19 protein-coding genes are annotated in these 19,769 nt (G+C 39.4%); all 19 read left to right on the top strand.

The genetic code is table 11. The features are described from left to right. The 19 genes from C4533_04095 (at position 1) to C4533_04005 (ending at position 19,768) form a co-directional block, all read left to right on the top strand. Positions 1-981: an NAD-dependent epimerase/dehydratase family protein gene (locus tag C4533_04095; protein RJP28983.1), complete on the top strand. Its 981-nt coding sequence runs from the start codon at positions 1-3 to the stop codon at positions 979-981. Further along, complete coding sequence (locus C4533_04090) at positions 978-2,387, top strand: radical SAM protein (protein ID RJP28982.1); 1,410 nt, start codon at positions 978-980, stop codon at positions 2,385-2,387. The genes C4533_04095 and C4533_04090 overlap by 4 nt, the downstream gene beginning before the upstream one ends. Positions 2,388-2,457: 70 nt before the next feature. Next, on the top strand, positions 2,458-3,288 hold the full coding sequence (locus C4533_04085; protein RJP28981.1) for a class I SAM-dependent methyltransferase: 831 nt from the start codon (positions 2,458-2,460) through the stop codon (positions 3,286-3,288). Continuing rightward, positions 3,289-5,157, top strand: a complete 1,869-nt coding sequence (locus C4533_04080) for a glycosyltransferase (protein ID RJP28980.1) — start codon at positions 3,289-3,291, stop codon at positions 5,155-5,157. Positions 5,158-5,184: 27 nt separating this feature from the next. Beyond that, complete coding sequence (locus C4533_04075) at positions 5,185-5,727, top strand: DUF4330 family protein (GenBank protein RJP28979.1); 543 nt, start codon at positions 5,185-5,187, stop codon at positions 5,725-5,727. Next, positions 5,727-6,344, top strand: coding sequence for a hypothetical protein (locus tag C4533_04070; GenBank protein ID RJP28978.1), 618 nt, complete (start codon positions 5,727-5,729; stop codon positions 6,342-6,344). The genes C4533_04075 and C4533_04070 overlap by 1 nt, the downstream gene beginning before the upstream one ends. A 9-nt stretch (positions 6,345-6,353) precedes the next feature. Then, positions 6,354-7,460, top strand: a complete 1,107-nt coding sequence (locus C4533_04065) for a DegT/DnrJ/EryC1/StrS family aminotransferase (protein RJP28977.1) — start codon at positions 6,354-6,356, stop codon at positions 7,458-7,460. Between the two features lie 57 nt (positions 7,461-7,517). After that, on the top strand, positions 7,518-8,489 hold the full coding sequence (locus C4533_04060; GenBank protein ID RJP28976.1) for an NAD-dependent epimerase/dehydratase family protein: 972 nt from the start codon (positions 7,518-7,520) through the stop codon (positions 8,487-8,489). 25 nt (positions 8,490-8,514) lie between these two features. Next, positions 8,515-9,717, top strand: a complete 1,203-nt coding sequence (locus C4533_04055) for a glycosyltransferase family 1 protein (GenBank protein RJP28975.1) — start codon at positions 8,515-8,517, stop codon at positions 9,715-9,717. Between the two features lie 199 nt (positions 9,718-9,916). After that, positions 9,917-11,716, top strand: coding sequence for a hypothetical protein (locus C4533_04050; GenBank protein RJP28974.1), 1,800 nt, complete (start codon positions 9,917-9,919; stop codon positions 11,714-11,716). Further along, the gene (locus tag C4533_04045; protein RJP28973.1) at positions 11,709-12,998 is read left to right on the top strand and encodes a hypothetical protein; all 1,290 of its coding nucleotides are present in this window, start codon (positions 11,709-11,711) and stop codon (positions 12,996-12,998) included. The genes C4533_04050 and C4533_04045 overlap by 8 nt, the downstream gene beginning before the upstream one ends. After that, positions 12,995-13,879, top strand: a complete 885-nt coding sequence (gene rfbA / locus C4533_04040) for a glucose-1-phosphate thymidylyltransferase (GenBank protein RJP28972.1) — start codon at positions 12,995-12,997, stop codon at positions 13,877-13,879. The genes C4533_04045 and rfbA overlap by 4 nt, the downstream gene beginning before the upstream one ends. Continuing rightward, positions 13,854-14,678 (top strand): NAD-dependent epimerase/dehydratase family protein, encoded by an 825-nt coding sequence (locus C4533_04035; GenBank protein RJP28971.1) that lies wholly within the window; start codon positions 13,854-13,856, stop codon positions 14,676-14,678. Before rfbA ends, C4533_04035 begins: the two co-directional genes overlap by 26 nt. Next, positions 14,675-15,700 carry a dTDP-glucose 4,6-dehydratase gene (gene rfbB / locus C4533_04030; protein RJP28970.1) on the top strand — a complete coding sequence of 342 codons (1,026 nt, stop codon included), beginning with the start codon at positions 14,675-14,677 and terminating at the stop codon, positions 15,698-15,700. The genes C4533_04035 and rfbB overlap by 4 nt, the downstream gene beginning before the upstream one ends. A gap of 17 nt (positions 15,701-15,717) precedes the next feature. Further along, complete coding sequence (locus tag C4533_04025; protein RJP28969.1) at positions 15,718-16,698, top strand: GDP-mannose 4,6-dehydratase; 981 nt, start codon at positions 15,718-15,720, stop codon at positions 16,696-16,698. Between the two features lie 4 nt (positions 16,699-16,702). Beyond that, the gene (locus C4533_04020; protein ID RJP28968.1) at positions 16,703-16,978 is read left to right on the top strand and encodes a hypothetical protein; all 276 of its coding nucleotides are present in this window, start codon (positions 16,703-16,705) and stop codon (positions 16,976-16,978) included. Between the two features lie 2 nt (positions 16,979-16,980). Beyond that, positions 16,981-17,964 (top strand): NAD-dependent epimerase/dehydratase family protein, encoded by a 984-nt coding sequence (locus C4533_04015; protein ID RJP29218.1) that lies wholly within the window; start codon positions 16,981-16,983, stop codon positions 17,962-17,964. Further along, positions 17,961-19,043 carry a carboxylate--amine ligase gene (locus tag C4533_04010; GenBank protein ID RJP28967.1) on the top strand — a complete coding sequence of 361 codons (1,083 nt, stop codon included), beginning with the start codon at positions 17,961-17,963 and terminating at the stop codon, positions 19,041-19,043. Before C4533_04015 ends, C4533_04010 begins: the two co-directional genes overlap by 4 nt. After that, complete coding sequence (locus C4533_04005; protein ID RJP28966.1) at positions 19,043-19,768, top strand: glucose 1-dehydrogenase; 726 nt, start codon at positions 19,043-19,045, stop codon at positions 19,766-19,768. Before C4533_04010 ends, C4533_04005 begins: the two co-directional genes overlap by 1 nt. Position 19,769: the final 1 nt, after the last annotated feature.

The raw sequence follows: 19,769 nt of genomic DNA, 5'->3' as shown, positions 1-19,769 counted from the left end.
ATGAAGATTTTTGTCACTGGGGCTACTGGTTTTATCGGCAGGCATTTTATTGTATTGCTTAAGAATAATAATTTGGACGCAAGGGTCCTTCTTAGGGAGGGATCGGTTTTGTCTGGTTGTCCGTTCGAAGTTGTCCGTGGAGATATAAGAGACAGACGCTCTTTGGAAAAATGCATGTCCGGCTGTGACACGCTTGTGCATCTTGCTGCCGTAAGCGCTCCCTGGGTCATAAATGAAGATAGCTATAACACAATAAATTTCTTAGGAACAAAGAATTTGTTGGATTCTGCTTTATCTTTAAGCTTTAAGAAAGTTATTTATGTAAGCACGAGAGCGACTTTGTCAGGGCAAGGCAAAGGCCAGCTCATTGACGAAAGCAGCCAGTATTTTTCTTCTCATTCATGCGATGGGTATGTCCGCTCTAAATTATTAGCTGAGAAATTGGCTATTGATTATAGCGGCCGTGGGTTGCCTATAACCATAGTCAACCCTACTTCTGTAATCGGGCCATTCCATTCTATACAGGCGGGGATAAACAAGGTAACCGCGGATTATTTAAAAAGCAGGCTGGTTTTTCTTTTTATTAACGGTAACTTTAACCTTGTAGATGTGCGGGATGTTGCCATGGGAATCCTGAAAGCCATTAATCTGGGTCTTCCCCGGCAGAGGTATATATTGGGTAATGTAAATATTACTTTGCGCGATTTCTTAATTAAAGTCGCCGATATTTCAAAAAACAAGAAAATGCTGCTGGAATTGCCATATCCTGCAGCATTAGCATTGGCTTTTTTTGCCGAAAAATCAGCTAAGATCACTAAAATTAACCCGCCGGTTACAGTAGCCAAGGTTAATATGGTCAGAGAAAATAACTTCTGTGATAACTCTAAATCAAGAAGCTTGCTAAAAATGGATTACTTAAGCCTCGATACTACTATAACCGACCTTATAAGCTGCATTAAATCAAAAGGCCTGATTACATGAAAGAAAAAATAGTCTTATTGAATCCTCCGGCACCTACTTTAAACATGCGCGATATGTATAGTAGCACAGTTTCAAAAGGGCTATATTGCTGGCCTCAGGTTGACCTTCTTGTCCTAAGCGGGATACTTTCTAAAGAATTTGACATTAGTATAATTGACGCCAATGCGTTAAGGCTTACTAACGATCAAACGATGGAGATTATTAAAAAGGCCGCTCCGTATGCTTTAATATTTATGGCCGGGTCGTCAAGCAAGTGTAACGACTTGGGATTTGCCTATAAAGTAAAGAATTCATTTAGAGACATGCTTATAATCGGGGAAGGCGGATTTTTGCGGAATAACCCTGTTCAGGAGATGCAGGATAATGTTTTTTTGGACGCAGTATTATTAAATTTTACCAGCGATGACATATTAGGATTTCTGAAAAATGATACGTCAGAATTAAACAATTTAGCTGTCAGGAAGAATGACGTGGTAATTTGCGGGAAGACAAAGTATTCTACAGGTTATTTTAGTTATCCTGTCCCAAGGCATGAACAGCTTGACTTTTCCAAATACAGGCTGAGCCATGGGAGGAGGATCCCGCTGACCAGCGTGATATCAAGCTATGGGTGTGTAGGTAAATGCGCTTTCTGTGTTTCTTCCAATATACCGTATATTATGAGAGATGTGGATAACATAACCGATGAATTAAGGTATGTAGAGAAATTAGGGATAAGGGAAGTTTTTTTCAGGGATGTTTCATTTGGAAGCGTAAAGAAACACGCTTTGGCGCTTTGCCAGAATATCATAGAAAATAAGATAAAGCTCGGATGGGTATGTGATATGAGGGCTGATTCAATAGATGAGGAACGCATGGTTTCCATGAAGCGCGCAGGTTGCCATGCTATACATATCGGAGTAGAATCTGCAAACCAGATGATATTGGACCGTTATTCAAAAAATATGAAGATTGAGACCATAGAGCAGGCTTTCAGGTTAGCTCATAAGCATGGTATAAAGACTATAGGATATTTTATTATAGGAATACCCGGTGAAAGCGAAGAAGATATTATAAATACAATTGATTTTGCAATCAAGCTTAGATGTGATTATGCTTCGTTTAATTTTGCCATTCCCATAGTTGGGACAGAATTGCGTAAAGAATGTCTGGAGAATGACTGGCTCAACTCAGATGACGGCAGTTTCGACGGTTCTTTTAGCCCCGTAATTGAGACCGGCAGTATACCCTATCAGAGATTGAGAGAATTAAGGGATATTGCCTTCAGGAGGTTCTATTTGAGGCCAGAATACATATTTGACAGGATAACAAAACTAAAGACGGTGTTTGAGGCAAAGATGCTGGTTTTGGAGTTTCTTAATATGTCAAAGACGGCTGTTCTCAATATTTTTAAGAGGAACCGATAGAAATCAGGTGCATTAATTATATTTCCGTACTAAAATACTTATATTTAAACAACGGTAAGGTCAAGTGAATATGGCGGAGTCGGATAAGGAAAAGAAAACAAGCTCGGTTTACTCATATTTGTGGAGAAAGGCTGATAAAGATGGTTTATTGGCAAAATCCCACTATGAGAGGATGCAGGAGGTAATACCCGAGCAGATTATCAGGGGCTGCAGGGGGCTTGAGGTTGGGTCAGGCTGCGGTTGTGATACCTTATCAATGGCTAAAGCCAATAAGTCCGTAATGATTTGCAGCCTGGAATTAAGCGATGGGATTTATGAGACAAAAGACCTATGCAAAGGTCTGCCAAATGTGAAGCTGGTAAAGGCATCAGCAATCAATTTACCGTTTAAGGATGAGATCTTTGATTTTGCATATTCCTTCGGGGTGTTGCACCATACTATAGACCCTGAAAAGTCGCTTAGAGAGATCGCGCGGGTTATAAAAAAAGAAGCCCATGTTTTTTTGTATTTATACGAGGATCATTCGGATAACCCGATAAAATATTCAGCTGTTAAATTTGTCAGCCTGATAAGGGTGTTTACGCTTAAGGTCCCTTCCAAGATTTTATTGATTTTATCATACATCGCATCTCCTTTTGTTGTTTTATTCTTTTCTTACCCTGCAAAGGTAATGAGGAGGTTCAGTCTGACCAGGAAGCTGTCAGGCAATATGCCGTTTAATTTTGGGACGCATCTATTTTCTGTTGCCGGAGATATTTATGACCGTTTTGCTGCTCCGATCGAACACAGGTACAGCAGAAGCCAGCTAACAGACCTTCTTAGAGGATGCGGGTTTTCTGATATCAATATAACTAAGCTCAAAGGGTTAGCAGGATGGGTAACCTGGGGAAGAAGAATATAAATGTTAAAGAATAGAAATATAATATGCATATCTTCCATTGATTGGGATTTTATCTGGCAGGGGCACCAGGAGATAATGTCTAACCTTGCTAAGAATGATAACCGTGTCCTTTTTATTGAAAATACCGGAGCCCGCTCTCCCGGAGTGAGGGATTTCGGAAGGATAAAAAAAAGGATAAAAAACTGGTTTTCCGGAATTGGCGGTATACGTAAGCAGGATAATAACCTATACATATATTCTCCTTTAGTATTGCCGTTTCCATACCTGAAAATCGCAAATTTCATCAATAGCCGCATAGTTATGTCAGTATTAAATAAGTGGGTAAAGGCCATGGATTTTTCTGACCCGATTATCTGGGTTTTCTTGCCCACGCCGCTTACAATGAAGATCGTTAATAATTTTAATTACAAAATCGTGGTTTATTACTGTATTGACAATTTCAGGGTCAGTTCCAAATTTGCAAAAAAAATCGTTGATTCTGAGATTAACCTGTTAAAAAATGCAGATCTTGTTTTTGTTACATCACATGAACTTTATAACTACTCGCTGCAATTTAATAAGAAAGTTTATCTTTTTCCTTTTGCGGTAGATTACGAATATTTCGAAAAGGCCAGGTCCGGGGTTTTGAATGTGCCGGATGATCTGAGGCAGATTAAACATCCTATAGTAGGTTATGTAGGCGGCCTGCACCGTTGGCTTGACCTGAAGTTAATAAAGCAGGCAGCTCTTTTAATGCCTGAATATTCCTTTGTATTTATCGGGCCTGCGCAGACTGACCTTCAGGAGTTGAGTAATATCAGAAATATTTATTTTCTCGGGAAAAAGGACCACAAGAGCCTGCCCGCATATATAAACTGTTTTGACGCTTGTATAATACCTTATCTATTGACAGAGTATACTAAGAACGTGTATCCCACTAAATTAAATGAATATATGGCTATGGGTAAGGCAGTTATTTCTACAGACATCCCCGAAGTAAGGTACTTTAATAAAGAAAATGATAATATTATTTTTGTCGCAAATAAACCGGAAGATTTTTGTGATAAGATAAAATCTGCCATTGCGGTAAATTCTCAGGCAGATTTCAATAAAAGGATCGCCGTGGCTAAGAAAAACAGCTGGAAGCAGAGAATAAACCAGATGACTGCTTTAATCAGCGTTGCCATAGATGAGGCAGATAAGAAAAGGCATGACTGGAAAGATAATTTCTTAAAGATATATAATCGCACAAAAAGGAATTTTATAAAGTCAGCTTTATTGTCCGGAGCACTTTATATCCTAATTTTTTACACACCTTTGATGTGGTTCTTGGCTGATCCATTGAAGATCTCTGAAGCCCCGGTTAAATCTGACGCCATAGTAGTTTTAGCAGGCGGGGTTGGGGAAACCGGCCTGGCAGGATACAGTTATGAAGAGAGGGTGAAATATGCAATTGAGCTATATAAACAGGGCTATGCAGATCATTTAGTTTTTTCATCCGGTTTTGTTTATATCTTTAATGAACCGCTTGTTATGAAAGCATTAGCTATTTCTTTAGGAGTGCCTGAGGAAGCGATAATCCTTGAGAGCGCTTCCAAAAATACATATGAACACGTGACTAATATTAAAAAGCTCTTGAGTGAGAATAAAATGTCGAATATTATAGTAGTCAGCTCGCCATACCATATGCGCAGGCTTTATCTTGTAAGTAAGAAACTGGCAGGCAATATTAATTTTACTTATTGTCCGGTTCCTTCAAGTATTTTTTATATGCGCAGGATAAACAACCCGGCAGAAAATACCTTGCAGCAGGTAAATTTGGCTCAAATAAAAGCTTTTATACATGAGTATTCGGCAATCGTATATTATTGGTTCAAAGGATGGATTTAAAACTTCGGCCAAAAGGAGGCAAGCCAAATGAAGCTTATCGACGATAAAGGAAATTTATTCGGCAAGATTAACATTATTGATTTACTTATCCTGATTCTGATAGTTTATATTTCTTCTTCCTTTTTCATAAAAAAATCTTATTTAAAAAAATTGGAGCATTCTGCCCAGAGAAGCGATATCGATAAAGCCGTTACTTCAGTGATAGTCGTTTCCCAGGAAGCCGAGAATAAGGAAGTAAGGTCTAATCTTGAACAGATCTCGCTTATAATAAAGTTCCCGGGATATTCGGAATGGCTGGCTAATGCTATCGCTGTCGGCGATAAAAAAGAAGATGATCCTGGTGTTGAAATTAAGGAGATAATCTCTGTCAGGCCTGTATATTTAATAACTAATTCCGTGGTATCCGAGCATCCTGAATTGAAAAGTATAATAGTAAAAATATCTTTAAGGGTATCCAGGGAGGGCAACAGGGTTTATTACAATAATGTCCCGCTTAAGATAGGAGGGCAATTTCTTTTTAAAACAGATAAGTATGATATCAATGGAGAAATCCTGGAAATACAGAAATAATGAATATGAATTTATTTAATAACAGTTTAAGAAATAGCCTGATTTTATCGTTTTTTATTAACAGTTTAGCTTATAATTGTTTAAAGAAATGCATAATGATGATGGTGACTAAACTGGGCGTTGCTGTTTCTTTATGGAGAGAAAACAGCATATTTTTAAAATATTGGTGTTTTTTGAGTAAAACAATCGAAAGTAGCTTAGTGATTAATGCCATAATCAAAACGCTATGTTTACCGGCAGGATTATTGCACATGGGGGTTTTAAACAGGTTGACTTCCAAAAATAACATAAATAATATTTTCTTAAATGACAAGTCAACGAATCGCAATTCAGATTTAATCAGTTTGATTGATGCGTCGCTATTGGCAAGGCTGGTAAAAAAAATATTCACGCCGGACTTATCTTTTCCGCCGATAAAACTTTTTATTTTTCTTTCTGTAATTATGGTCGTCTATCTTTTATTAGCATTGTTATCAGGAAGGCAGATAAATATTTTTAATTTGATTCTAAAAATCGATTTTTTAACCCTTCTTTTGATATTAATTGCAGATTCGCCGTATTGGGATAAAGTAAAATCAAGAAGCCTGTTGCTTGGCCACTTTATAAGAAAAGGATAAGGTTGAGAGATGAAAGTTCCTTTTGCCGATTTTAGAAGGCAGTACCATGATTTAAAAAATGAGATAGATACGGCTATATCCAGAGTATTGGAGAATGACTCTTTTATCCTGGGTGATAATGTAGGGTTATTTGAAAAAGAGTTTGCAGAATTTTGCGGTTCTAAATTTGGGGTGGGAGTAAACTCAGGTACTGATGCTTTGTTCTTAGGATTATTGAGCCTGGGGGTTGGCAAGGGGGATGAAGTGATTGTGCCGGCAAATACCTATATTGCTTCAGCCCTTGCTGTTACGTATACCCAGGCAAAACCGGTATTAGTTGATGCGGACATCGATAGTTACAATATTAATCTTGATAAAATAAAAGCGGCCATTAGTAAAAGGACAAAGGCGATATTGCCGGTGCATCTTTATGGCCAGCCTGTTAAGATGCCGGATATAACCAAAATAGCAGATAAGTATGGTTTGAATGTTATAGAAGACTGCGCGCAATCCCACGGAGCCAGATTGAATACCCGGATGACCGGGACATTCGGGGATATAGGTTGTTTTAGTTTTTATCCTACCAAGAACCTTGGCGCTTTTGGAGATGCAGGTATGATTATAACCGACAAGCCGGATATTTATAGCAAACTGCTGAAGCTTAGGGCATACGGAAGAAAAAACCGTTATGAAAACGTAAGCCTTGGGTACAATTCCCGTTTAGATACTATTCAGGCAGCCATATTAAGGGTAAAACTTACCAGGCTCCAGCAATGGAACAGAAAAAGGCAGGAATATGCACAAATTTACAACGAAAGGCTTGATGGGGTCAGAGGTTTAGTGGTCCCCAGAGTTATAGATGGGGCAGAACATGTTTACCATATTTATGCTGTAAGGTCTAAGGATAGGCACAAGATCATGCAGGGCCTAAAAGATGCAGGCGTAGATACACTTATTCATTATCCTATTCCTATACATTTGCAAAAAGTATATAAGGGGCTTGGGTATAAAAGAGGGGATTTCCCCGCAGCTGAGAAAATATCCAGAGAGGTATTTTCCCTTCCTATATACCCCGAGATGGGGACGTCCCAAGTAAAATATATTTGTAAAGAATTAGTAAAAATTGTTGAAAATTAACAGATTCATTATAAAATGGAATATCAAATAAGCGTAAACTAAGCCAGAAAGGAATAAATGAAAGCTTTAATAACCGGAGGAGCAGGATTTATAGGTTCGCATCTTTGTGAAGAACTTTTAAAAGGCGGTAGTAAAGTAACTGTGCTTGATGACCTTTCAACCGGCAGGGTTGAGAACTTGGCATCTTTTAAAAATAACCCGGATTTTGATTTTGTTGTCGGCAGCATACTTAATGAGCGGCTTATAGATAAGCTTGCCGAGCGCTGTGACGTTATTTTTCATTTGGCTGCGGCTGTAGGAGTTGAGCTTATTGTCAAAAGGCCGCTTGAATCTTTGACGACTAATATAAAGGGAAGCGAAATAGTTCTTGATATGGCTTACCGTTACCAGAAGAAAATACTTATAACTTCTACTTCCGAGATTTACGGTAAAAATAAGAATGGCCCGCTAAAAGAAAACGATGACAGGATATTGGGCTCTCCTTTAAAAAGCAGGTGGGGGTATTCAACCGCCAAGGCAGTCGATGAGATGCTGGCTTATATTTATTGGAAAGAAAAAGGCTTGCCTTCTGTGATAGTCAGGCTTTTTAATACTGTAGGGCCGAGGCAGACGGGAGTATATGGCATGGTTATGCCGCGTTTTGTTTCCCAGGCGCTAAAAAATGAGGCTATAACCATTTTTGGAAACGGTAAACAGACCAGGTGTTTCCTGCATGTTAAAGATGCTGTCAGAGCTATAATTAAACTCATGAATGAACCAAAGGCCGTTGGGGATGTTTTTAATATAGGAAGCCAGGAGGAAGTAAGCATAGAAAACCTCGCTAACCAGATTATAGATATCACAGCAAGCAACTCCAAGATTGCATATATACCTTATGAGAAGGCTTATGAAGAAGGCTTTGAAGATATGCAGAGAAGGGTTCCCGATACCAGCAAGATTGAGAAATTAATCGGTTTTAAGTCCACATATAACCTGAAACAGATAATAAAAGATATCGTTGTCTATCTTAAAGAAAAAGAAGCTTCTTAAAGACACCTTCCTTTCTTATCTTTAAATGAAAAAAGTAAAAGTGCTCAGGATCATTGCCAGGTTGAATATAGGCGGGCCGGCAATACACGTTTTATTATTGACAAAATACCTCAATAAAGAACAATTTACATCTTTGCTTGTTTATGGCGGCCTTGAAAACGGTGAGGCTCAGATATCCGGTTATGAGGATAAGGGGCAAGGTTCGTATTTTGTGCCAGAGTTATCCCGCCAGATCAGCGTAATCAGGGATATTTTTGCTCTTTTAAAAATAATCAGGATCGTTTTTAAGGAAAGGCCGGATATAATACATACTCATACTGCTAAGGCTGGCACATTAGGCAGGCTAGCAGGGGTAATCTATAATTGTGCCCGTTTTTATAGAAAGCCGGCATTAATGGTCCATACTTTTCACGGGCATGTCTTTAACGGGTATTTCAGTAATTTTGTAACAAAAGTATTTGTCCAGATTGAGAAAATCCTTGCTTCTGTTTCGGATAAAATAATCACCCTAAGCCCAAGTTTAAAGGCAGAACTGCTGGAGCTGGGCATAGGCAATAGAAGCAAAATAGAAATTATACCTTTAGGGTTCGAGTTGGATAGATTTCTTGATATACAGGCTAAAGAGGCTGGCGTTAGTCCCAGGATAGGGATAATTGGCAGGCTGGTTCCTATAAAGAACCATCCGCTTTTCCTTAATGCCGCAGCAGTATTACTTAAATCCAATGACAAGTTAAGGTTTAAAATTGTTGGTGACGGCCAGTCTAAGGAGCAGCTTTTAAGGCTCGCAGAGCAGCTAGATATATCCAGATTTGTTGATTTTCTTGGCTGGCAGGAAGATCTCAGTATCATTTATAAAGAGTTAGACCTGGTTGTTTTGACATCAATAAATGAGGGTACGCCTGTTTCTTTGATTGAAGCGATGGCATCAGGCAGGGCAGTTATCGCAACAGATGTTGGGGGGGTGGGTGATTTATTGGGAGGACCTTTATCCGGCCAAGCGAGTTTATCTTGCAATGGTTTTAGAGTCATGGAAAGGGGGTTGTTAATCAGGCCGGAATCAAGCCCCGAGGTCCTGGCATCAGCCATAGAGTTTATCCTGCGCCAAGACAATTTACGCCAGATTATTATTGCATCTGCCCGCAAATATGTTTTTGAACGATTTAATAAAGAGCGCCTGTTAGGCGATGTTGAGACCCTGTATTTGAGGATTTTAGGCCTTAAATCATAGATCCTTCCACCCAAAAAAATGTATTTTTTTTGGCCTTTTTATGTTAAAATAATATTCTAAATTTATTCGTTTGCGGCCACAAAAACGCACCTTTCAAGGTACGGATGGAGTGTGCGCTCAGTATTTCGTTCCAAGAAACCCCGTGCTTTATTCCGAGGAGTTTCATTGGCAAAATATCTTAATAACTACCTGAAAACTAATGAATAGCGATATTCTGCGTTATCTGCTTCTAAGCGGTATTCCTTTTATTTTTTCACTTGTCTTGACGCCTGTCATCAGGGCCATAGCGTTAAAGAAGGGGATAATTTCACAGCCTCGTTCAGACCGCTGGCACAAGAATCCTACAGCGCTGCTTGGCGGGGTAGGGATTTACCTGTCTTTCCTTATAGTTTCTTTATTATTCGGGCTTGTCAATAACAGAACTTTCGGATTATATTTAGGTGGATTTTTCTTATTTATTGTTGGTATTATTGATGATCATTTGAGGCTGACCCCCTATATAAAATTGTTTATGCAGGTTGTAGCTTCCTGTATCGCTGTTTTATTCGGGATAATATTGGGTTTACCCGTAAATGATGTGTTTGCCATACCCCTGACTATATTTTGGATTATTGCCGTAACGAATTCTTTCAACCTTCTTGATAATATAGACGGGTTGGCAGCAGGTATTGCTGCGATTGTCGGCTTGATGTTATTCTTTTCAGGGCACATATATCAAAATAACCCTCTTGGGATTATTGGGCTGATAATCTTCGGGTCCTGCCTGGGTTTCTTGCCTTACAATTTTAATCCCGCAAAGATATTTATGGGCGATTCCGGGAGTATGTTTCTTGGGTATTCTTTGGCAGTGATTTCTGTTGCCGGAACAATGCACCATATATCTGGAGTACTCATAACGCTTTCCGTGCCAGTCCTTATATTAAGCGTCCCGATATTTGACACTGTTTTTGTGATGATAGTCAGAAAAATCCAGGGTAAGAAAGTTTTTGAAGGGGGCAAGGACCATACTTCGCATCATTTAGTTGCGCTTGGTCTCTCTCCAAAAAAGACAGTAGTCCTTCTTTACTTCGTCAGCATTATTTTCGGCCTTATCTCGCTTCTTTATTCAAAAGTAAATCCTTTAGTCACTGCAATTTTTGCTTTTCTCGGAGCTATTATACTTATATACCTGGGAGTTTACCTTTTTGATGCTACATTCTTTGGCAGACAAAATAAGGCCTATACCGTAACAAAGGGATCTGCCCAGGATTTTACATTCATCAATACGTTCCTGATGCATAAACGGAGGATATCCGAAGTAAGTCTTGATTTCTTGCTTATTTGCGTAGCATATTATTCTGCTTATTATCTGCGTTTTGAGGGGACAGAGCTATTATCTTCCAGTCTTTATTTGATCAAGGAATCCCTCCCGTGGATCATACTCCTGAAATTACTCGTTTTCTTTATTTTTGGTTTATACCGCGGAGTGTGGAGATATATCAGTATCGCAGACTTTCTTACTATTTTTAAAGTTGTGAGCTTGTCTTCCGTCGTCTCCGTTTTATTTGTTACCTTTGTTTTCAGGTTCCGTGACTATTCCAGGGCTGTATTCTTTATTGACTGGCTTCTTTTGCTGCTTTTGATTACTGGTTCGCGCTTTTTATTCAGGATTATAGGGGAGTTTTTTAGCAGAATACAGGATAAAGGCAAAAGGATACTTATTTTTGGCGCCGGCGATATCGGGGAGATGGTTATCAGGGAAATAAAAAGGAATAAATCTCTCAATTTTGTGCCTATAGGATTTATTGATGATTCAAGTAGTAAGATCGGCAATAGAATTCATGGCGTATCCGTGCTGGGCACGCGCAGGAAAATGGCAGAAATTATAAAGACAAACAATATTCATGAAGTTATAATAGCGATTTCAAAGATTGATATTGAGAGTTTATCAGAGATCATTAAAATCTGCGAAGATTGCCAGGTTTTATACAGAAGAGTGAAGGGCATCCTTGATGAATGAGGCATTTTCAAAAAGAATCAGTGCAGTTTTAGAAACATTGATGCTGCTGATTTTTTCCGTTTTTTTGATTTTTTCGCCTTACGGATATAAAGAGGTCGGAAAAATAACTTATTGGTTTGTTCCCTTTTTCTGGTTTTTTATCATTTTACTAGAGAACAAAAAATATTTTTATCGTAAATTAATTCCGTTAAATCCGTTAAATAAACCGATATCGCTATTTTCTGTTGCTTGTATTTTTTCCATTTTGTTGAGCATGGATCCGTATCACAGCCAGAAGATATTTTTTAACCGTTACCTTTTGTATGCGGTTTATTTCTGGCTCGGCCTGGGGCTGGCAGGCAGGTCAAGAAAAAACCTGTATATCTTAACCGGAGCTTTTTTTATCTCGGGCTTAGTATTTTCTTTCGGCGGCGTATTTGACTACTTGAGGTACCTGGTGCTGGTTAAGTCTCCGTATGAGAGGCTCTGGTCTGTTTATTGGGGTTGGTGGATTCCTTTTTACGGTTTCCCGCTTTATCTGGCGTATTTTGCGCCTTTTGTTTTTACTTTTTTTTGTTATTCGCGTAATAAAAAAATCAGAACATTCTCATTTTTAATATTAATATTTTTACTGCTGTGTTTGGCATGGAATGCTACGCGTGCTGCCTGGATATCAATAATAGCCAGTTTTATTTTTGTATATATAATCAGGAAGAATAAAAAATCCGTTCATTTATTGGTTGGTATAGTCCTTTTGCTGGTTTTTATATTTTCATTCAGCCTGTATTCGCAGCCCATAAGGCAAAGGATAATAACCATACCTTTCCCAAGCGAATGGTCATTCAGGCTTCCGCTATACAATTTAGCAATGTCAATATTTAAGGATTATCCGTTATTTGGTGCCGGTATAGGCATGTTTGAGAAGATTGTCCCTGCTAGCAGTAAATATATGCTTCCAGCGGACTATCCGGTTTCTTCTGGATTGAGCCTGCATGCTCATAGCACATATTTTGAGATGGCTGCAGAGATGGGAACACTTGGTTTGGGGGCTTTTATTTTTATATTTATAACTTTTTTTAGACTTTCAATAGCAAATATAAGAAGGCCTTCTGCTTTTGAGCCAGCCGGGATTGACGATAATATATTGGCTGGGTTGACAACTGTTATTGCCGCTATTCTTATATTTGCTCTTTCTACAACTATTATCACCGTGGGAGTGAATAATTCTGCTTATTTCTGGCTGTTAATGGGGATTGCAACCAGTTTATTGCCTAAAGGCGAAGTTTCAAGGAGGACCAAATGAAGGGGATAATTTTAGCAGGCGGTTCCGGGACCAGGCTTTATCCTATAACCAAGGGCATATGCAAACAGATGCTTCCTATATACGATAAACCCATGTTTTATTATCCGTTGTCTGTGTTAATGCTGGCAGGTATTAAGGATATTTTGATCATATCCACTCCTAAAGATACCCCCAGATTCAGGGATTTTCTTGGTAACGGCAAAGACCTGGGCTTGAATATTACTTATGCCATACAGAAAAAACCGCTAGGGATAGCCCAGAGTCTGATTATTGCTGAAAATTTTATCGGCAATGACAGCGTCTGCCTCATACTCGGTGATAATATCTTTTACGGGGATAAGCTGGTTGAGTTGGTTCAAGAAGCAGCCTCACTTGATGACGGTGCTTATATTTTCGGCTACTACGTAAATGACCCCTCAAGATACGGGGTGATAGAGTTTGATAAGGAGCACCGCGTAATTTCCATAGAAGAGAAACCGAAGAAACCCCGGACTAACTGGGCTGTATGCGGAATATATTTTTATGACAACGAAGCGCCTAAAATTGCCAGGCGCCTTAAACCTTCCAAAAGAGGAGAACTAGAAATAAGTGATATAAACAAGGCCTATATAAAAAAAGGCAAATTAAGGCTCAAGATCCTCGGCAGAGGCTATGCATGGCTGGATACAGGGACTTATGATTCCCTCATTGATGCTTCCCTGTTTATCAAGACTGTCGAAGAGAGGCAGGGTTTAAAGATCGGATGTATAGAAGAGGTTTCGTATAGGATGGGTTACATTAATAAGGAGCAGTTAAAATCTCTGGCTGATAAAATAAAGACCAGCTATGGAGGATATCTTAAAAAACTGATAAAAGATGAAAAAAACATTGATATTAGGTAATGGCTATATTGGGGGAAGACTGGCCGAAGAATTGAAGTGTGAAATTTCTTCAGCTAAAATCCATAATCTTGCCGATGCAGAGCGCCTTATAAAGAAATATAAACCAAAAGTATTGGTAAATTGTATTGCACATATCGGCAAAAATGTGGATTATTGCGAAGTCGATCCGGATAAAACATTAATCGCCAATGTATTTGTCCCCATAATCCTGGCCGAAGCAGCAATAAGGAACGGGGTAAAATTAGTGCATATAAGTTCAGGCTGTATTTATAATTACGATTATCTTAAGGACAGGCCGATTACGGAGGCAAGGGAGCCGGATTACTTTGATTTGTTTTACAGCCGTTCAAAAATTTATTCGGAACAAGCCTTGAAATTATTGTCCGGCAAATTTAAGGTGCTGATATTAAGGCCCAGGGTTCCGCTTGATAACCGTGCTTCTTCAAAGAACCTCATTGACAAATTGATAAAGTATAAGAAGGTCATTAACTTGCCCAATTCTGTAACTTATATCCCTGATTTTATAAAAGCTGTAAAATATCTTATAAACGTTGATGCCAGCGGGATATTTAATGTTGTTAATAAGGGCGCCCTCGATTATGCCGAGTTAATGGAAGAATACAGGTTGTTCAATCCTGATTTCAGTTATGAGACCATTGATTACAGGAGTTTAGGTCTTAAGAGGACGAATCTGGTGCTTTCTACAGATAAGCTTGAGAAGAGCGGATTCAAAATGAGAAATATAAAGGAAGTTATAAGAGAGTGTGTAGTAGGATATATGGAGAGTTTGAGAAAATGAGTAAGAATATCCTGATAACGGGAGCAGCAGGTTTTATTGGCAGTGAATTTCTCAGAACGATTAAAGGCCAAGATAAAGAAGGTAAAAAAACATGTTTTAGCAATATGCGGATTAACGTCGTTGATAAACTGACATATGCTGCTGATCTATCCAGGCTTGATCCGGTTAAGGGAAGGTATAATTTTTACAAGGCCGATATTTCCGACAAATTGAGGATTGAGAATATATTCATGAAGCTAAAACCTTCAATTGTCGTTAATTTTGCAGCTGAGAGCCATGTAGATAGAAGCATTATTGACGCATCTCTATTCATGCGGGCTAATTTGATCGGTGTGCATGTCCTTCTTGAATGTTGCAGGAAATTTAGCGTCGAAAAATTAATCCACGTCTCTACTGATGAAGTTTACGGGGAAATAGAAAAGGGGAGCTTCAAGGAAACCGACCCGTTAGTGCCTAATTCGCCGTATTCGGCAAGCAAGGCCGCAGCAGACCTGTTGATCCAGTCTTATGTTAGAACGTACGGACTTGCGGCAGTTATTGTCAGGCCTTCAAATAATTATGGACCGTGGCAATTCCCTGAGAAATTCATACCTGTCGTTATTTATAAGGCTTTGAGAAATGAAGCTGTCCCGGTATATGCTGACGGCTCTAACGTACGCGAATGGCTTTATGTCAATGATTGTGTAAATGGGATCATACGGGTAGCAGAAAGAGGGAAAATCGGACAGGTCTATAATATTGGCTCAGGAGAAGAAAAAAAGAATATCGATGTCGCTAAATTAATTCTGAAGGCCCTATCTAAGCCGGAATCCCTGATTAAATTTGTTAAAGACAGGCCCGGACATGATTTACGCTACAGCCTAGACAGTAGAAAGATTATGAATAGCCTTGGGTGGAGGCCGGATGTTGATTTTGAAAAGGGGTTGTTCAGTGTTATCAGGTGGTATAAAGATAATTATCCATGGCTTAAGAAAAGAGTTGTTAATTTGAGGAGTTACTGGAAAAGGGTGTATCAGGCTTAGCCGTTGTGCATGATTATATGAAAAGAGCGCTTATTACAGGGATTGATGGCCAGGATGGTTCTTATCTATCTGAATTCTTGCTGGAAAAGAATTATGAAGTCTACGGAATAGTGCGAAGGGTAGCGTTAGAGGATCCTGAACACCATCTTTGGAGGATTAAGCATATACTCAACAGAATACATTTGTATTCAGCATCGCTTGAGAGTTATCCCAGTATTTATAAGGTAGTGCATGAGGTCAGGCCACATGAATGTTACCATTTAGCGGCCCAGAGTTTTGTAAGCTATTCATTTGAGGACGAGTTTTCTACGATTAATACAAATGTAAACGGCACCCATTTTGTGCTCTCAGCGATTAAGGAAGCAACTCCATCGGCAAAGTTTTATTTTGCCGCTTCAAGCGAAATGTTCGGCCTGGCTCCGCATTCTCCTCAAAATGAGCGTACTCCATTTCATCCAAGGTCAGCGTATGGGATCTCTAAAGTCGCTGGTTTTGAGCTTACCAGGAATTATAGGGAGGCCTATGGGATATTTGCATGTAACGGCATGCTTTTTAACCATGAATCCCCGAGGCGAGGTTTTGAGTTCGTAACCAGGAAGATAACCAATGGGGTAGCCAGGATTAAATTTGGGCTTCAGGATAAGCTCTATCTCGGCAACCTCGATGCAAAAAGGGATTGGGGATTTGCAGGTGACTATGTCGCTGCGATGTGGCTTATGCTCCAGCAAAGAAAGCCGGATGATTACGTTATAGCGACTAACCAGACGCATTCTGTAAAGGAATTTGTGGATCTTGCTTTTAGATATGCCGGGCTTAACTGGAAGAAATATGTTGTTATTGACAAGAAATTTTATCGCCCTGCCGAAGTAAGGCATCTAAAAGGAGATTACGCCAAAGCCAGAAGGGTCCTTAAGTGGAAGCCAAAGGTTAAATTCGATGAGCTGGTAAAAATGATGGTTGCCGAAGATTTAAAAAGGACAGCGAAAGGCGCTATTTAATAATATGGAGAGTGGGTTAGTGTGGAAGGTTATTGGTTCAGTGGCAGCAACTTTAACTATGTTTTCTTTTGTCCCGCAGATATTGAAAATATCCAGAAGCAAGTCTGTAAATGATTTAAGCGTAGTAACGCTTGTGCAATTTACCGCTGGTGTTTCCCTCTGGCTGATTTACGGGCTGCACCTTAGAAATTATATAATCATAGTAGCTAATAGCGTAACTCTTCTTAGCCTTTTGATATTGCTGGCGCTTTTTATCTTTTTTAGAGGAAAGAATAAATGAGCATAGATTTTAAGAACAAGAAAATACTTGTTACCGGAGGGCTCGGTTTTATAGGAAGCAATCTTGCTATTGCTTTGGTAAAACAAGGTGCACGCCTTACTATACTTGATAATATGCTTAAACGACAAGGAGGCAATTTATTCAATGTCGAATCAATAAAAAATGATGTTGAAATAATCCAGTCCGATATCCGTGATGAGCTTTCTGTAAATAATATTGTAAAGGATAAAGAGTTGATTTTTCATCTTGCCGGGCAGGTAAGCCACGTTGATAGCATAAGAAACCCGCTGCAGGACTTAAGCATCAATGTTGAAGGTACGTTGGTAATCCTGGAGGCCTGCCGTAAATATAATAAAGATGCTAAGATATTATTCTCTGGCACGCGCGGACAGTATGGTAACAGCGTACGTTTACCGGTTGATGAAGGCCATCCTATGAACCCCAGAGGTGTATATGCGATTACAAATCTCTGTGCTGAAAACCTGGTTACGGTTTATGACCAGATCCATAAAATACGCTCGATAGCTCTCAGGATAACTAATACATACGGCCCCAGGCACCAAATGGCTCATGATGAGTATGGAGTCTTGAATTGGTTTATTCGTAAGGCTATTGATAATGAGGAGATACCGGTTTTCGGTGACGGAAAGATTTTAAGGGATTTCCTCTTTATTGATGACCTGGTTGATGCGATGATACGTATAGCTTCGGAAGAAAAAGCTTATTCAAATGTGTTTAACGTAGGCAGCGGTAAACCCACTAATTTTATAGAACTGGCGCGGTTAATTGTCAAAGTAGCAGGGAGCGGAAGGGTCGGTTTTACCGAATTTACCCCAGAACGCAAGGAGATAGAGCCCGGGGACTATTACGCTGATATCACTAAAATAAATAAATGTATAGGTTGGAGCCCTAAAGTCAGCCTGGAAGACGGGATAGCCAGGACAATCGAGTATTATAAAAGAAACAAGGAGTATTATTGGAGATGAAGAATAAAAAAATAATTGTCGGAGGCTCAGGAGGAACTCCTTCGCTTAATTTTATCCGGTCTCTAAGGGCGGCTAGGGAAAAATTCCATATTATAGGGCTTACTTGCAACAAGTTTGACCTGTGCAAAGCTGAAAAATATTGCGATAAAGTTTTTTTAGTGCCGGCGGCAAAACAAAAACCTTATTTAGGCGTGCTTAAGAGGATTATAAAAGAAACAAACCCTGATTTTATGCACGCGCAAAATGACGAAGAAGTATTTGAAGTTTCTAAGCACCGCAGCCAGTTAGGAGTAAAAACTTTTTTGCCGCGCCATAATGTAATTGAAATCTGCCAGGATAAATTTCTTTCGGCTCAAAAATGGCAGGAAGCAGGCTTGAAAGTCCCAAAGACGTTCCTGATAAATGACAGAAAAGACCTGGAGGAGGCATTTACTAAAATCAAAGGCAAGGTCTGGGTCAGGGCTATATCCGGGGCTTTCGGGAAGTGGTCGCTGCCGACAGAGGATTTCAACTTTGCCGTTAATTGGATAGATTATTATAAAGGCTGGGGCCAATTTACAGTTGCGGAGTATCTCAGCCCGGACAGTATAACATGGCTTTCAATCTGGAAGGACGGCTCGCTCATAGTCGCTCAGAGCAGAAAAAGGCTTTACTGGGAATTTGCCAACAGGAGTGTTTCGGGGGTAACCGGGATTACAGGAACAGGCTTGACAGTAAGAGATAAGAATATAGATAAGCTGGCCCAAAAGTCTATTTTTGCTGTTGACGATAAGCCAAACGGTATTTACGGCGTAGATTTCACATATGACAAGGATGGAATTGCTAACCCTACGGAGATTAATATCGGGCGCTTCTTTACTACACATCAGTTTTTTACCGAGGCAGGATTAAATATGCCTTATATTTTTGTAAAGACGGCATTTTCAGAAAAGCTTCCGAAGCTTAAAAGAAAAATAAATCCGTTAAAACCGGGATTAGTCTGGGTTAGAGGTATGGATGTAGAACCGGTGTTAACAGATATGAAAAAGATCAAAAATTTTGAGAAAAAGCTTAAACAAACAATGGGCAAAATCCGATAATGAGCTCTTTTGAAGGCAAAGTCGTACTTATCACTGGTGCAAGCAGGGGCATAGGCTATGCTATCGCAAATGCGTTTCAGGCCCAGGGTGCCCTGTTATCGTTGAGCGCGAAGAACAGGCTTGATAAACTTGAGGAATTTAATTCAGCATTTTGCATGAGAGTCGACTTAAGTAAAAGGAGTGATATGACTGCTTTTATTGAAGGGACAGTAGATAAGTTTGGCAGGATAGATGTTTTTGTAAATAATGCCGCATATTTTTTACAAAGCAAGTTTGAAAACATAACTGAAGAAGAATTTGATGATATTATTGCCTTGGATCTGAAGGCGCCGTTCATCTTATTGCAGAAAGTATTCCTTCAAATGAAGAAACAAAATTCAGGCAAGATAATAAATATTGTTTCAGGGGCAGGCATAATGGGGTCTTCAAGGGCCGCTCATTATGCCGCTTGCAAAGCAGGGTTGGGATCTCTTACTAAATCCTTAGCAAAAGCTGCGGCAAAATATAATATAAATGTTAATGCAATCGCACCCGGATTTATTGAGACCGATATGATAAGCAGTATGCTTAAGGCAAGCCGCCAGAAGATTATTTCTCTTATCCCTTTATCACGCATAGGGCAAAGTAGAGATGTTGCTTCAGCTGTATTATTTCTTGCTTCTGAATCCTCCGGTTATATTACAGGACAAACTATTTGTGTCGATGGCGGGCATTGTATGATCTGAC

This window comes from Candidatus Omnitrophota bacterium (genome assembly GCA_003598025.1).
Classification (GTDB): domain Bacteria; phylum Omnitrophota; class Gorgyraeia; order Gygaellales; family Profunditerraquicolaceae; genus Profunditerraquicola.
This window is presented reverse-complemented; position numbering and strand designations above follow the sequence as displayed.